Raw genomic sequence first — 15,393 nt, 5'->3', positions numbered from 1 at the left:
CGTGAAAAATGCGCGCGATTGACGTCGTTTTTTGCGCGTTTTGTTGATTGTTTAATCGCGTAAGTTTATCGACGCCACAACAAGTCCAGGTCTGCACATTAGTAACGCAAGACCCCGATAGAAAAGGACAATTATGGCTGAAAATACCATCTCCATCACCGTAAACGAGGAACGCAAGGAGGTGGATGCAAGCTTCACTGGCGCCCAACTTTTCGCGGAAGATAAAAATATTATTGCCGTGCGTTTAAATGGCGAGTTGCGTGATTTGTACACGCCTCTTCATGACGGCGATACCGTGGAATCAGTAGCACTTGATAGTGAAGATGGCATCGCAATCATGCGTCATTCCGCTACTCACGTGATGGCTCAAGCTGTTCAAGAAATTCGACCAGACGCAAAGTTAGGCGTAGGTCCTGTAATTAAAGACGGCTTCTACTACGATTTCGATGTTGATACTCCATTTACGCCAGACGATTTGAAGCAAATCGAAAAGCATATGCAGCGCATTATTAAAGAGTCTCAAAGCTTCCGTCGCCGCGTTGTAACAGAAGATGAAGCGCGAGCTGAAGAAGCAAATCAACCTTATAAGTTGGAGTTGATTGGGGATAAAGAAGCGGCTCTTGATCCGGCTGCCTCTGGCGAAATCAGCAAGCATGAGCTTAGCATGTACGACAATTTGGATCGCGAAGGAAACAAGGTTTGGAGCGATTTGTGCCGCGGACCTCACCTTCCAAACACGCGCTATATTAAGGCTTTTAAGCTTGAGCGTGTGGCTGCAGCTTACTGGCGTGGCTCGGAGCAGAATCCTATGCTTCAGCGCATTTACGGAACTGCTTGGCCTAGCAAGGAAGAGCTTAAAGCTTACACAACTCGCATGGAAGAAGCTGCTAAGCGCGATCACCGCAAGCTTGGTCAAGAGATGGATTTGTTCTCCTTCCCAGACGAGATTGGCCCAGGCTTAGCCGTATTCCATCCAAAGGGTGCTGCAATTATTAACGCAATGGAAGATTATTCTCGCGAGCAGCACAGAAAGCATCACTACAGCTTCGTACAAACTCCGCATATTACTAAGGGCGGCTTGTACGAGACTTCCGGCCACTTGCAGTGGTACAAGGATGGCATGTATCCGCCAATGAAGCTTGACGAAGAGCGCGACGAAAACGGTAACGTAACTCGCCAAGGTGCTGACTACTACTTGAAGCCAATGAACTGCCCAATGCATAACTTGATCTTCAAGTCTCGCCAGCGTTCTTACCGCGAGCTTCCTTTGCGCTTGTTCGAGTTTGGTACCGTGTATCGCTACGAAAAGTCTGGCGTTGTTCATGGCTTAACTCGTGTGCGCGGATTGACTCAGGATGATTCGCACATTTACTGCACTCGCGAGCAAATGCGCGATGAGTTGAAGAGCTTGCTTAACTTTGTGCTTGGTCTTCTTAAAGACTTCGGTTTGAACGACTTCTACTTGGAGCTTTCCACTAAGGATGAGCACAAGTTCGTTGGTTCCGACGAGATTTGGGAAGAAGCAACAAACACTTTGGCAGAGGTTGCTAAAGAGTCTGGTTTGGAACTCGTGGACGATCCAGGTGGAGCTGCATTCTACGGTCCGAAGATTTCTGTGCAAGCTCGAGACGCAATCGGCCGCACTTGGCAGGTTTCTACTATTCAGCTTGACTTCAACTTGCCTGAGCGCTTTAAGTTGGAGTACATTGCAGCTGACGGTAGTCACCAGCGCCCGGTTATGATTCACCGCGCACTCTTCGGCTCTATTGAGCGTTTCTTCGCTATTTTGCTCGAGCATTACGCGGGCGCGTTCCCAGCATGGTTGGCTCCAGTTCAGGTAACTGGCGTTCCTGTTGCAGACGAGTTCGCTCCACACTTGCAAAAGTTCATTAGCGATTTGGAAGAGAACATGGTTCGTTGCGAAATGGACAGCTCCGACGATCGCTTTGGCAAGAAGATTCGTAACGCTTCTAAGTCTAAGGTGCCATTCACTTTGATTGCTGGCGAAGAGGATGTAAACAACAATGCTGTGAGCTTCCGCTTCCGCGATGGCAGCCAATTGAACGGCGTTCCAGTTGAACAAGCTAAAGAGTGGATTTTGTCCATTATTAAGCAGCGCGTTCAGGTGAATACTGCTGAAGATTTCGAACGTTACACTAAGTGATTTAGGTTAGCTAACTTAAACGCTAACGTAAGTTTTTGTGTAAGTTGAATCTTTAACTAAAAAGCCCACACTTCTTAACGTTGTGTGGGCTTTTTTATATCTAAATCGCTACGCCGTTACTTTCTCAGTTTGTTGACTGAGTTTTTAACGGTGTTGAGCTTATTACCGTTATTTTCTCAGTTCCTTGACTGAGTTAGTAACGGTGCTTGTATCTTCTTACAGCCGCGCGGTTACTATAAGAATGTTGATTGAACACAAGTTTTACTTGCGAGCGCAGGAAGGTTGATTCAATGTTGGAATCGTTACGCAGCAGCTTTAAGCGTGTTATTGCTCCGGTTGCAAAATTGTTGGTTCGCCTAGACGTAAGCGCTAACGCTGTAACAATTGTTGGAACATTAGCAGTAGTTGTTATATCTTTCGTAACGGCTTTTACAGGACAACTTTTTGCAGGAGCAATATTACTTACGATTTTCGTACTTGCAGACGGTTTAGACGGCTCAGTTGCTGCACTAACTACAGGCGGCACAAAATTCGGAGCATTTCTTGACTCAACTCTTGACCGTATTGCAGACTGGTCCTTATTTATGGCAGTGTTCATTTGCTTGTGGCGTGCAAATAATAAAAGCGTGTGCATGTGGATACCGTCCATTATTGGAATGTTGTTAAAATACGCTGGATTATTTACTTGCATGATTGCGCTTATGGCAGCTTTTGTAACTTCGTACACTCGCGCTCGCGGTCAGTCAATTTCGGTTGATCCTAAAAGTGGATTGATTACTAGAGCAGATCGTGTAGCTATAATTCTTGTTGCTATTGGGTTATCTGGTATAACTAATCAACTTTTCTGGTTAAGTTGCGCAATGATACTGCTTTCTATCGGCGGTATTGTAACTGTTATTCAGCGTATTCTCGAAGTAAAGCAAGGTCTTCAACAAAAAGATAAGTAAAATTGTCGCGAAAGCGCAATAAAATCGTTTCGTTTGATTAATTGTACATTTTAGGAGTATCATGTCAGGTCATTCCAAGTGGGCGACTACCAAGCATAAGAAGGCCGCTATCGACGCAAAGCGTGGCAAGCTTTTTGCCAAGCTTATTAAGAACATTGAAATCGCTGCTCGTTTGGGCGGTGGAGATCCTGATGGTAACCCTACGTTGTACGATGCCATCGTTAAAGCTAAGAAGGCTTCCATGCCTGCTGACAACATCAAGCGCGCGGTGAAGCGTGGCTCTGGTGAAGAAGCTGGCGGCGCTAACTACGAGGAGATTGTTTACGAAGGTTACGCTCCTGCAGGTGTTGGCTTGATTATTGAATGCCTTACAGATAACCGTAATCGTGCTGCTGCTGACGTTCGTTCCACCCTTACTAAGGGTAACGGCTCTTTGGCAACAAGCGGTTCTGTGAGCTTCAACTTTGAGCGTAAGGGCTTGATTGAAGTTCCATCCGAAGGTGTTGATTACGATAAGCTTTTCGAAGTAGCTGCAGAAGCTGGTGCTGAGGATGTAGCTGACGATGGTGATGTGTACTCCGTTTACACTAATTCCAGCGATTTGGTTACCGTTCGTAAGGCTTTGCAGGATGCTGGTTTCGACTACGATTCTGCAGATATTATTATGCATCCAAATAACGAAGTTGAGTTAAGCTTTGAAGATGCTCAGAAGGTTTCTCGTTTGATTGATAATCTCGACGACCTTGATGATGTTCAGAATATTTACAGCAACTGGACTGCATCGGATGAAGTTATGGCTCAGCTTGAGGAAGCAGAATAATTTCATATGTTGATTTTGGGCGTTGACCCCGGGCTTACACGCTGCGGGGTCGGCGTGATTGAAGCCGGCGTTTCGCGTCGGCTTTCTTTTATTCACGTCGATGTGTTGAGATCTGATCCAAATCTTTCTCAAGATTTGCGTTTGCTTAAGATTTACAATGGTTTAGTTGAAAAGATTGAGCGTTTTTCTCCGGATGCTGTTTCTATTGAGCGTGTTTTTGCTCAGGAAAATCTAAATACTGTTCTAGGTACTGCTCAAGTAGCAGGCCTTGCTATGTTGGCTGCCGCTCAACGCAATATTCCAGTTGCTTTGCACACTCCTACTGAGGTTAAGCTTGCTGTTGCTGGCAACGGCAAGGCGCAAAAGCCTCAGGTTGAGCGCATGGTTGCTCGTCTTCTTGGTCTTAATATGCTTCCAACTCCTGCTGATGCGGCTGATGCTTTAGCTCAGGCAATTTGTCACGCTCTTCGCCCGGAAGGTGCTTTGCAAGGAGGCGAGCGCGAGCAGCATTTAACTCCAGCTCAAAAACAGTGGGCTTTAGCTCAGCGCGCGGCTCGCGGTGCTTCTTCTGTCTCTCGAGGCATGTAGGATACCAATAGAACAGATGTTCTATTGTCTGTTTTTTGACTTGTTTGCTGCGTTGTGCTGTGAGCTTTTATTGCTGGAAGGTGAGCGTTTATGATTGGTATGCTTGTTGGTCAAGTAGCGTCTGTTGATGCTCGCACTGCTCTTATTGTTGTTTCAGGCGTTGGTTACGAAACTTATATGCCTTCTCAAGATTTGTCTTCTTTGCACGAGGGGCAGGAAGTTCGTGTTTATACTTCTATGCAGGTTTCGCAGGATTCAATAACTTTATACGCTTTTACAACTCAAGCTGCTAAACGCATGTTTTTGCAGGTTCAAAAAGTAAGTGGTATTGGTCCTAAAGTTGCGCTTTCAATTCTTTCTACTCTTAATGTTGATCGTCTTTTGAAAGCTATTTCCGAAGGAGATGTTACTGCTCTTTCTTCCGCGCCAGGATTGGGTAAAAAAGGTGCTCAGAAGATTATTCTGGAGCTTAAAGGCTCTATTGATCTTAACAGTTTATCTGCAGATGCTTCTGAAACTTCAAGCAGCAAAACTATTGATACTGGCATTAATGCAGTAATTGATGGTCTTGTTTCTCTTGGTTGGAGACAATCTGATTCTCAGCGTGCTGTTGAACAGGTTTGTGCTGAGAATAATATTTCTACTCCTATAAAAGATGCTGATATGCCTAATATTCTTCGCATGGCATTGGCTTCATTAGATAGAGGTAGATGATATGCTACTTTACAATAAAGCATTGGGGGAGTTGAAATGAGTAATGAATACGCATCTACACTAAATACTGGTGTTTCGGAAGATTCTTTGCGCATGGTTTCTTCTGCTCCTTTAGCTAATGAGCAGCTTAGTGATGAGGAGCTTCGTCCGCGCGCTTTAGAAGGTTTTATTGGTCAGCCTTTACTTAAAGCACAGTTGCAACTATTTTTGGATGCGGCCAAAAAGCGCGACGTTCCGCCTGACCACATGCTTTTGGCTGGTCCTCCAGGTTTGGGCAAAACTACTCTTGCAATGATTGTTGCAAACGAGCTTCAAGTTCCTATTCGTATTACTTCCGGTCCTGCTATTCAGCATGCTGGAGATTTAGCTTCTATTCTCAGCGCTTTGGACACTGGCGAAGTTTTGTTTATTGACGAAATTCACCGTCTTCCGCGTGCTGCCGAAGAGTTGCTTTATATTGCGATGGAGGATTTTCGCGTTGACGTTATGGTTGGTAAAGGTCCTGGAGCATCTTCAATACCGCTTACTTTGCCACGTTTTACAGTAGTTGGTGCTACTACTCGCGAAGGCATGCTTCCTTCTCCATTGCGTGCTCGCTTTGGTTTTACAGCTCATCTTGATTTTTATCCTCACGAAGAGCTAGAAAAGCTTATTGAACGTTCGGCTAAAGTTCTTGGAATTAATCTTAAAGATCAGGCTGCTAAAGAATTATCTTTGCGATCTCGTGGAACTCCTCGTATTGCGAATCGTTTACTTAGGAGAGTGCGCGACTGGGCTATTGTTCACGACTTGGATTGTGTAAATCAAGATGCTGTTGTTGAAGCTTTAGCATTGTATCAAATTGATACTCAGGGTTTAGATAGGCTCGATATTGCGGTTCTAAAAGCAATGGTTTGCCAATTTAATGGAGGACCGGTTGGTCTTAATAATTTGGCTGCAATGGTTGGTGAAGAAGCGGAAACCGTTGAAACGGTTTGCGAGCCGTATTTGGTTCGTGAAGGATTCTTAATTCGCACGCCTAAAGGCCGCGTTGCAACTGCTAAAGCTTGGGAGCATTTAGGTTTGAAAGCTCCTAGTAATGTCAGCGAGATGGCTTAAAATAATTGTCTTGGACGGCATTTCGGCTGTCTTATGGTTGGACACTTAAGGAGTTTATTGTGCCTCAATTTTTCCAGCAGTACGGTCTTCTTATTGCGCTTATCGTAGTAATGGTTGTTATGATGTGGTTCCAAACTCGCAATGCTAAAAAGCGTCAGAATGAAATGCGCTCATTCCATGAATCTTTGCAGCCAGGTACTGAGGTTATTACAATCGGCGGAATTATTGGCAAGATTGTAAGCGTAGATATGCAGTACGAAGAAATTGTTATTGATTCTGAAGGTAGCTTAATGCGCGTGTCCTTTAGAGCTGTAAACAGGTTGTATGTGCGCCCTGCGTTTATTAGCGACGAAGAAGCTGCAGCTAATGAAGCTAATGAAGCTAACGAAGCTGAATCTAATGCAGAATCTGCAGAAGATGCACAAGCTTCAGAATCAGTAGAAGCTGAAAATACTGCAAATACTGCAGAGTGAAAAAATAAAGCTTTTAGTAAAATTTATAATTAAAAATTTTAAGTCGTGATGTGTGAAGTTTTTGCTTCGCACATCACGCTAATATGCAGATTTTTTCCATATTCCAGTAACACATCTTGCGAAGAAAAGAACGTTAGGATTATGACAACAACGGATATTACAGTAAAATCGTTGAAAACAGTAAGTAAAGATGATTCCGATTATCTTGCTTCATTAATTCGTACCGTTCCGGGATTCCCAAATCCGCATATTATATTCCGCGATTTTCTACCAATATTTTCTAACGCACGCGCTTCTCGTATTCTTGTTGACTCTTTAGTAGACGCTTTGCCTACTGAGCCTGATTCAATCGACTTAATTGCAGGTCTTGAAGCTCGTGGCTTTCTTTTCGGTCCACTTTTAGCAGAACGTTTAGGCAAAGGTTTTCTTGCTATTCGTAAAGCTGGTAAGCTTCCGCCTCCAGTTATTAGCGAATCTTATATGCTTGAATATGGTCAGGCTAGTATTGAAATCGAAAATGATGCTATTAAACCTGGCCAGCGTGTTCTTATTGTTGATGATCTTATTGCAACTGGTGGCACCGCAAAAGCTGCCGCAAATATTGTTAAAAAAGCTAAAGGTCAAGTTGCAGGATTTAGTTTTGTGATTGAACTTACTGGCATTAGTGGAATGAACGATTTAGATGATTATCCGTGCAGCAGTTTAATGACTATGCCTGCGTAGAGTTTAGCAAAATATAAACAATTTAAAGCAGTAGGATTATTTACTAATATTAGTTTTACACGTTTGAAATAGTACTGAAAGGAGAAGCTATGGTTGAAAAACTTAAGTCATCCTTAATCAGCGTATCTAAAGGTGTAATTACTCCGTTTATTGTAATTTTTGTTTTTTCTCTTACAATAGGACTTTTCTTATCTCTTACTTTACTCGTAGTTTCTATTGAAGAAGGAACTGGTAATCTTTCTGATTCCGCAATGTCTATGACTTGGGCTGTATTTATGTTTGCTCAAGGAATTGGTCTTACTTTTGACAATTGTGTGCTAACAATAACTCCTTTAGGCTTAACAATTTTGCTAATAGCCTCCCTTGCTAGCTTAATTAGAAAAGTTGAAGGTGGCTCTACAGCATACGTAACAGGTACTGTATTTTGGGTTGCTATTAACGTAATTCTTTCACAAAATACGCATATAACTTTGGTTGATTCTGTTCCTGTTATTATTTTCAAAACAGCTTTAATATACTTAATATCTTTGTTTATTGCTGTTTTCCCACGCAGCTTAGTTTATAAAACTTTTAAGCAGCTTTATAAGCAAACGTGTCCTGAATTTGTGCAAAAAAATATTCGCGTAATTAAACGCTCGGCAGTTATTTTATTTACAATATACTCGACTGTAGCTTTAGTAACTGTAATAGTTTGGTGCTGCACGAATATTGGTTCTGTTAATTCTTTCTTCATAAAACTCGGTATGCAAAATGGTTCGCGTATTCTTACGTCAATTGCATGCATAGTATGGTTGCCAAATATAGCTATTTGGGCTTTGTCTTGGATTTGTGGAGCAGGATTTAGTATTGGCAAAGTTGCGCATTTTACTTTGGTTTCCTCAACGCACAAATCTTTGCCACCAGTGCCAGTTTTTGGAATATTTCCTGAATCAGTATCCGATTCTTTATACCGAAACGCAATATTGAGCATTATTCCAATAATTTGTTTTGCTGTAATACTTTTAGCAATATTGCATAAGCGCGGTTGTGGCTTGCGTTTGAAAAATATTAAAGATAAAGAAGAGCTTAAAGCTTTCGCTATAAGTTTAGCTCAGGCAGCTGCAGTAAGTATTTGCATCGCTTCTTTAATAACAGTTATTTTTACTATTGTTTTTGCTTTAGCCAACGGATCTTTAGGAGAGTACAGGCTTTCTTTTGTTGGAGTTGACATTGTTGAAAGCACTAGGGCTGTAGGCCATCTTACTCTTTATGCTGTTTGTGCAGCGTGGCTTATTGCAGCTCTTGGAATATTGTTATCTTGTGCAATTCGTTACCTTTTTTCTATGCTGCTTAATAAAAATTTTGCGCAAAACAAAACTCTTACCGTTGAAACTGAAACTACTTCTGATCCTGCAGAAGATAATACAAATAAAACAGATACCGAATTAATACAACGAAAATCACCTTTGTCTTTGAAAAAAGCCGCTCCTAGAACAGTTTCATCAAAGACCAAAATAAAATAAATTCCTCACTACTATTTTAGGAAGGATGACCGCCGTGCAACAGACACATAGCCAAGAATCAAATGCAAATGTTCTGATAACCACAGGGGGAAGGTCGGTTCGACGAGTTCTTGTTTCAGTTTTTCATAAAGAAGGACTTGAAACTCTCGCTAAAGCATTTATTCAGGCAGGTACTCAAGTAGTGTCAACCGGTTCAACAGCGTCAAAGCTTATAGAACTTGGTGTAAAAGTTACTGAAGTTTCTGCAGTCACTGGATTTCCAGAAAGCTTAGATGGTAGGGTAAAAACTTTAGATCCGCATATTCATGCAGGAATTTTAGCGGATATGAATAATGCTGATCATGTAAAGCAGCTTGAAAATCTTAATATAAAGCCGTTTGATGCAGTCGTTGTTAACCTTTACCCATTTGTGGATACGGTAATGAGCGGCGCAGATCGAGATTCTATTATTGAAAAAATTGATATTGGTGGACCTTCCATGATTAGGGCTGCTGCTAAGAATCACAAATCTGTTGCAGTTATTACGGATCCTAAAGACTACCAGATTCTTGCAGACCGTATTATTTCCGGAGAAGGTTTTAGTTTGCAAGAGCGTGAGTATCTTGCTGCAAAAGCTTTTGAGCATACTGCGGCTTACGATGCTGCTATTTCTCAGTGGACTACAAGCGCATGGCCAAAGCCAGAAAGTCTTAGCGCAATTAAGGAAGATACTGAAAGCAACGCAGAAAACAATGTTGCAAGCAATACTGAAGAAGCAAAGAAATGCATTTCGCTTCCTTCAAACTACACGCGCACCTGGCGTTTGGAACATGAGCTTCGCTACGGTGAGAATCCTCATCAGCAGGCTGGATTGTATGTTGATCCATTGCATAAGGGTGGTTTAGCTCAAGCTGAGCTTCTTGGCGGAAAACCTATGAGCTACAACAATTATGTTGATGCGGATGCTGCTTGGCGTGCGGTTTGGGATTTTGCTCCACAAATTGCTGTTGCTGTTTGCAAGCATAATAATCCTTGCGGTTTGGCAATTGGAGCTACTGCAGCTGAGGCTCATAAAAAAGCTCACGCTTGCGATCCTGTAAGCGCTTACGGTGGTGTAATTGCCGCTAATACCAAAGTGACTTTGGAAATGGCAGAAAGTGTTCGCCCAATTTTCACAGAGGTTATTGTGGCTCCAGACTATGAGCCAGAGGCTTTGGAATTGCTTCGCACTAAAAAGAAGAATCTTCGCATTCTGAAGGTTGCAACTCCGCCTGTTTTGGATTTGCAAGTGCATCCTATTGACGGCGGTGCTTTAGTGCAGTCGGCAGATAAGATTGACGCTTTTGGAGACAATCCAGAAAACTGGACTTTGGTTTCCGGTGATCCTGCAGACGTTGATACATTGCGCGACTTGCAATTTGCGTGGCGCTCGCTTCGTTGCGTAAAGTCTAACGCTATTTTGCTTGCGCACGACAATGCTACTGTTGGCATTGGCATGGGTCAGGTTAATCGCGTGGATTCTTGCCATTTGGCTGTTGAACGCGCTAACACTTTGGCTGACGGCGTTGAGCGTGCTAAGGGAGCTGTTGCAGCTTCCGACGCGTTCTTCCCGTTCGCTGACGGTCCTCAGATTCTTATTGAAGCGGGCGTTAGTGCAATTGTTCAGCCAGGCGGTTCTATTCGCGACGAGGAAGTGTTCGAAGCTGCACGTTCTGCCGGAGTAACAATGTACGTAACTGGCACTCGTCACTTCTTCCACTAAATTCTCGTAATTTAGTAAGTAAGTAAAATAAGTAAATTCATATTCTAAAAATGCAGCGTTTGATAACTTCAAGCGCTGCATTTTTTGTTTTTCTGTAAAACAACTTGTGTTTTATTATTGCAAGTTATGTATTATACAAGTATGACAAATAGCGAGCAGCAGACTAAGGATAGTAAAACTGAACATCCGTATGTGTCGGAAAAGTCTGAAGGAAAACCTTACGCTGAGTGGATTGTTGCAGCTATTGTTGCAACAAGCGCAATACTAGCTTTTCTTGGATACGCAACAGCCGCCACAGTTGTTGTTGCTGTGACGGCTGTTACTCTCGGTGTTATTCGTTTATTAATGCGTCAACGCAGTCCTTGGAAGGTCAGATCTGTTAGATTTGATTCTTTCATAAGTATTGCGCTAGGCATTGGTTTATTTATAACTTATGCTTCAATCTCACTATTGCTGTAAAAGCTAATTATTTTTGGCTTGTTTCAGCAGTTTTATAGAGATCAATATCGATTTTATGTTCGCTGCCGTTATTAGCATCAGACTCTTCAATATCGGCCAGAGCATTATTTTTATGCAAAGCCTTAGTGTCGTTTTCAAATCCTGCTAAAGTTTTCTCTTCCGAAACAATAAGAAGCTTTGTTAAAAGAATAATAAAACCAACAAGCGCGGCGGCAAAAATTGGAGCAATCCAGAAAACCCACAACTGAGTTAGTGGTTTAACTTCAAGCTCTTTAAAGTTTGCAAGAATCGCAATGCCTGTAGAACGTGCAGGATTAAGACCAGAACCTGTAACCTGGTAGGTAATAAGCGTTGCAGCTGCGTAAGCAATACCCATGTGAGTGGAATAGCCGCAATTTGTCTTGCCGTTATCTTTCATGTAATTCATTGCTGTAGCAACAATTATTGCAACTGCAATTACTTCAACCAACAAGGCTGTAATAACGCCGAAGGAAGAGTTTACGCTCTTTAGCTGCGTTGCAGAAATAGAGCCCTGCTCGAAACCGTTTACAACAGGAGCGAACCAGTTAGCATCTTTCACCATTTTTGTTTGCGGCAAAATGAACACAAAAGCGCCCGCTGCCAAAATGGATCCAAGAACTTGCGCGATAATGTAGCAAGGGCCTTCTAAGTACGATGTGCGTCCCGTAAGCATGGATGCAATAGTTACAGCAGGATTAAGTTGTCCGCCAGAAACTTTGGAGGCAATAGAAATTGCTGCAGCATACGCAACGCCTGTGCCTACTGCAATCATAAGCAAATTAATGCCGTACATTGCGGTTGAGAGTGAATAAAAAGTGTAAATTGTGAACGTTACTAACGCTGTAGCAATAAACTCGGTTGCTATTTTAATAACAAGTGGAGAGTCGCTTTTAGCTTCTTTAGAAGTTGTTTCTGGTGCTTCAATCATAGCTTTCCTTACTTTAATACGTGTTGCTGTATAGTTTGCAACTTATTAAAACAACTGCTATAGTATCACGGCCATGCCATACGGTAGCATAGAAAAAGTGGTAATTTTCTTATTTATCACAAATTGCGAAAGTAATACAAAATTATAAGTAATAGCGAATTGTTTGATTTAGCGCTTAAAAGTAACTTATTTGCGCATGTTTTGTTAAACAATTCATGAGGTCACGTTGGGAGAACGATGCCAAACGCATATTCCCGCGCCAATCAGGCGCATTCAGATGACAACAACGCCATTCGACTGCAGAAGCTGCTTGCTGAAGCGGGATTTGGTTCAAGACGCAAATGTGAGGAGATTATTCTCGATGGGCGTGTTGAAGTAGATGACGAATTGGTTACAACACTTGGTACTCGCGTAGATCCAAAACGTCAAAAAGTGCGCGTTGACGGATCTAGAGTAAAGTTCAACACGAAGCTCGTAACTCTCGCATTGCATAAGCCTAAGCGAGTTTTGAGCGCAATGGACGATCCTAAAGGTCGTTTTACTTTAAGGGATATTGTTGGTGACAAGTACGAGCGAATCTTCCACATGGGTCGCTTGGACTACGATTCTGAAGGTCTTATTTTAATGACCAACGATGGCGAGTTAAGCCAGCATGTTATGCACCCAAAGTATGAGGTTGAAAAAACTTATATTGCAACGCTTGAAGGCAAAATTAACGGCATGGTTTGCCGCCGCTTGGTTTCTCAAGGCGTAAATCTTGAAGACGGTTGGATTAAGCTAGACCGTTGCGCAATAATCGACCAAAATCATGACACAACTATGGTAAAAGTCGTTTTGCACTCTGGTAAGAATCGTATTGTGCGTAGAATTTTTGGAGCTGTTGGATTCCCTGTAAAGCGCTTGGTTCGTACGCAAATCGGCCCTATTAAATTGGGGGACTTAAAAGCTGGATCTTACAGAGTGCTTTCTCAAACAGAAGTGCGTTCTCTTTCTAAGGAGGTTGGCCTGTGATTTGTGTAGCAATTGATGGACCAGCAGGAGTAGGAAAGTCTTCCACTTCTCGCGCTTTAGCACAATACTACGGTTTTGCGTATTTAGATACGGGAGCTATGTATCGAGCTGCTGCATGGTGGTGCTTAAAGCAGGGTATTGATTTAAGCACTCAGATTGAATTAGACGATGAAGGTCAGCCTGTAAATCCTGCTGATTTCGAACGTTTTAACCAAATTGTTGAAGCTGTTGGAGCATTATTTACTGAAAGCAATGCGGACTTTAGTGTAGATCCTAAAAATCCTGTAGTAACTGTCGAAGGTGAGGATATTAGCGAAGAGTTGCGCAGCTGTGAAGTTTCTTCGCACGTATCTACCGTTTCTTCAATTCCTGCAGTTCGCCGCATGCTTATTGCAGCACAGCGCGCCTATATTGCAGCAGAGTCTACAGAAGACTCTTTCTCTAAAGGTGAGGGCATTGTTGCGGAAGGGCGCGATATTACTACTGTTGTAGCTCCTAATGCGCAAGTTCGAGTGCTTCTTACTGCTCGTGAGGAAGTGCGTCAAGCTCGCAGAAATAAGCAGGAGATTTCTAAAGAAAGTTTGCAAAATAATCAATCTTTAGAGGAAGATGATATTCGCGCTCGCGACGCTAAAGATGCTAAAGTTACGCATTTTCTTCAAGCTGCAGACGGCGTTACAACGCTCGATAATTCAGATTTGACTTTTGAGCAGACTCTTGACGCGCTTGTTGAGATTGTCGATGCTGCTATTGAGCAGGACGAGTACGATCGTTACGCTGCAAATCTTGAAGGCTACGATCTTGACGATGAAGACCGAGCGCTTCTTCGAGGTGACGTAGCAAACCAAGACGATGCGAAAAACACTAAAGCAGTTGGTGTAATCGCTGTTATAGGCCGACCAAACGTTGGAAAATCAACGCTTGTAAACCGTATTTTAGGTCACAGAGTTGCTGTTGTTGAAGATACTCCGGGCGTTACTCGAGACCGCGTAAGCTACGATGCCGAGTGGGCTGGAACTAACTTTAAGCTTGTTGACACTGGCGGCTGGGAAGCAGACGTTGAAGGAATTGATTCTTCTATTGCTCAGCAGGCTCAAGTAGCAGTGCGTTTAAGCGACGCTGTAATTTTCCTTGTTGATGGTCAAGTTGGTTTAACAGCCACCGACGAGCGCATTGTTTCAATGCTTCGCGCTGCAGGAAAGCCTATTACTTTGGCTGTTAACAAGGTTGATGACGCTAGAAGCGAATATTTGACTGCAGAGTTTTGGAAGCTTGGAATGGGCGAGCCGTACGGAATTTCTGCAATGCACGGCAGAGGCGTTGGAGATTTGCTTGACGCGGCAATTAGCTCTTTGAAAAAAGCGAATAAAACTTCAGGATTCTTAACTCCACAAGGTCTTCGTAGGGTTGCTTTAGTCGGGCGTCCAAACGTTGGTAAGTCTTCGCTTTTGAACCATTTAGCTCACGAAGAGCGTGCTGTTGTAAACGATTTGGCTGGAACTACTCGAGATCCTGTTGATGAGGTTGTGCGAGTTGACGGCGAAGACTGGCTGTTTATTGATACGGCTGGTATTAAGCGCAGGCCTCATAAGCTTACTGGCGCCGAATATTATTCTTCGCTACGAACGCAGGCTGCTATTGAGCGTTCGGAACTTGCTTTGATTCTTTTTGATTCTTCCGTTCCTATTGCGGAGCAGGATCTAAAAGTTATGAGCCAAGCGGTTGACGCAGGTCGCGCAATCGTACTTGTTTTTAACAAGTGGGATTTGATGGACGAGTTTTCCAGGCAGCGTATGGAACGCTTGTGGAAGACTGAGTTTGATCGCGTTACTTGGGCTGAGCGTGTAAATCTTTCTGCAAAAACAGGCTGGCATACGAATCGACTTGCTCGCGCTATGCGAACAGCTTTAGACAGCTGGGATAAGCGCATTCCAACAGGAAAGCTCAACGCTTTCTTAGGTCGTATTCAGTCTGCTCATCCGCATCCTTTGCGAGGCGGAAAGCAGGCGCGAATATTGTTTGCAACCCAGGCATCTACTCGCCCTCCACGTTTCGTAATATTCGCAACAGGCTTCTTAGAGCACGGATACCGTCGCTTTATTGAGAGATCTCTTCGCGAAGAGTTTGGATTCGAGGGAACTCCTATTCAAATCTCCGTAAAAGTGCGAGATAAAAAGAAGCGCAAATAAAGCGTAATTAAGTCG

14 protein-coding genes are annotated in these 15,393 nt (G+C 43.0%); 13 read left to right on the top strand and 1 reads right to left on the bottom strand.

Annotation, left to right across the window (positions count from 1 at the left end):
- Positions 1-133 precede the first annotated feature (133 nt).
- The 11 genes from thrS to ACLD6A_RS01770 all read left to right on the top strand — a co-directional run bounded on the left by thrS (position 134) and on the right by ACLD6A_RS01770 (position 11,229).
- Positions 134-2,164 carry a threonine--tRNA ligase gene (gene thrS / locus ACLD6A_RS01820; RefSeq protein WP_410313412.1) on the top strand — a complete coding sequence of 677 codons (2,031 nt, stop codon included), beginning with the start codon at positions 134-136 and terminating at the stop codon, positions 2,162-2,164.
- A gap of 290 nt (positions 2,165-2,454) precedes the next feature.
- Complete coding sequence (locus ACLD6A_RS01815) at positions 2,455-3,111, top strand: CDP-alcohol phosphatidyltransferase family protein (RefSeq protein ID WP_410313411.1); 657 nt, start codon at positions 2,455-2,457, stop codon at positions 3,109-3,111.
- 61 nt (positions 3,112-3,172) lie between these two features.
- Positions 3,173-3,931, top strand: coding sequence for a YebC/PmpR family DNA-binding transcriptional regulator (locus ACLD6A_RS01810; protein WP_004129193.1), 759 nt, complete (start codon positions 3,173-3,175; stop codon positions 3,929-3,931).
- Between the two features lie 6 nt (positions 3,932-3,937).
- Positions 3,938-4,519 carry a crossover junction endodeoxyribonuclease RuvC gene (gene ruvC / locus ACLD6A_RS01805; RefSeq protein WP_004135112.1) on the top strand — a complete coding sequence of 194 codons (582 nt, stop codon included), beginning with the start codon at positions 3,938-3,940 and terminating at the stop codon, positions 4,517-4,519.
- Positions 4,520-4,609: 90 nt separating this feature from the next.
- Complete coding sequence (gene ruvA / locus ACLD6A_RS01800) at positions 4,610-5,233, top strand: Holliday junction branch migration protein RuvA (protein WP_004135111.1); 624 nt, start codon at positions 4,610-4,612, stop codon at positions 5,231-5,233.
- 36 nt (positions 5,234-5,269) lie between these two features.
- On the top strand, positions 5,270-6,331 hold the full coding sequence (ruvB, locus tag ACLD6A_RS01795; RefSeq protein WP_004135109.1) for a Holliday junction branch migration DNA helicase RuvB: 1,062 nt from the start codon (positions 5,270-5,272) through the stop codon (positions 6,329-6,331).
- Between the two features lie 59 nt (positions 6,332-6,390).
- Positions 6,391-6,804, top strand: coding sequence for a preprotein translocase subunit YajC (gene yajC, locus ACLD6A_RS01790; protein WP_410313410.1), 414 nt, complete (start codon positions 6,391-6,393; stop codon positions 6,802-6,804).
- 141 nt (positions 6,805-6,945) lie between these two features.
- Positions 6,946-7,527 carry an adenine phosphoribosyltransferase gene (locus tag ACLD6A_RS01785; protein WP_246905270.1) on the top strand — a complete coding sequence of 194 codons (582 nt, stop codon included), beginning with the start codon at positions 6,946-6,948 and terminating at the stop codon, positions 7,525-7,527.
- 89 nt (positions 7,528-7,616) lie between these two features.
- The gene (locus ACLD6A_RS01780) at positions 7,617-9,029 is read left to right on the top strand and encodes a DUF6350 family protein (protein ID WP_410313409.1); all 1,413 of its coding nucleotides are present in this window, start codon (positions 7,617-7,619) and stop codon (positions 9,027-9,029) included.
- Positions 9,030-9,063: 34 nt separating this feature from the next.
- Positions 9,064-10,770, top strand: a complete 1,707-nt coding sequence (gene purH / locus ACLD6A_RS01775; protein WP_410313408.1) for a bifunctional phosphoribosylaminoimidazolecarboxamide formyltransferase/IMP cyclohydrolase — start codon at positions 9,064-9,066, stop codon at positions 10,768-10,770.
- A gap of 141 nt (positions 10,771-10,911) precedes the next feature.
- Complete coding sequence (locus ACLD6A_RS01770; RefSeq protein ID WP_032841794.1) at positions 10,912-11,229, top strand: hypothetical protein; 318 nt, start codon at positions 10,912-10,914, stop codon at positions 11,227-11,229.
- Between the two features lie 7 nt (positions 11,230-11,236).
- Here the strand turns inward: ACLD6A_RS01770 and ACLD6A_RS01765 are convergent, their stop codons facing one another.
- The gene (locus tag ACLD6A_RS01765) at positions 11,237-12,178 is read right to left on the bottom strand and encodes an MIP/aquaporin family protein (RefSeq protein ID WP_019261038.1); all 942 of its coding nucleotides are present in this window, start codon (positions 12,176-12,178) and stop codon (positions 11,237-11,239) included.
- 237 nt (positions 12,179-12,415) lie between these two features.
- On the opposite strand from ACLD6A_RS01765, the gene ACLD6A_RS01760 reads away from it, so the two are divergent.
- Together ACLD6A_RS01760 and der are read left to right on the top strand one after the other, a co-directional pair.
- Positions 12,416-13,189 (top strand): pseudouridine synthase, encoded by a 774-nt coding sequence (locus ACLD6A_RS01760; protein ID WP_019261037.1) that lies wholly within the window; start codon positions 12,416-12,418, stop codon positions 13,187-13,189.
- Positions 13,186-15,378, top strand: a complete 2,193-nt coding sequence (der, locus tag ACLD6A_RS01755) for a bifunctional cytidylate kinase/GTPase Der (RefSeq protein WP_410313407.1) — start codon at positions 13,186-13,188, stop codon at positions 15,376-15,378. The genes ACLD6A_RS01760 and der overlap by 4 nt, the downstream gene beginning before the upstream one ends.
- Positions 15,379-15,393 lie beyond the last annotated feature (15 nt).

Origin of the sequence: Gardnerella sp. Marseille-Q9691 (genome assembly GCF_046507715.1) — a bacterium.
Classification (GTDB): domain Bacteria; phylum Actinomycetota; class Actinomycetes; order Actinomycetales; family Bifidobacteriaceae; genus Bifidobacterium; species Bifidobacterium greenwoodii.
The sequence above is the reverse complement of the archived record's forward strand: the minus strand, read 5'-3'. Positions and strand labels throughout refer to the sequence as shown.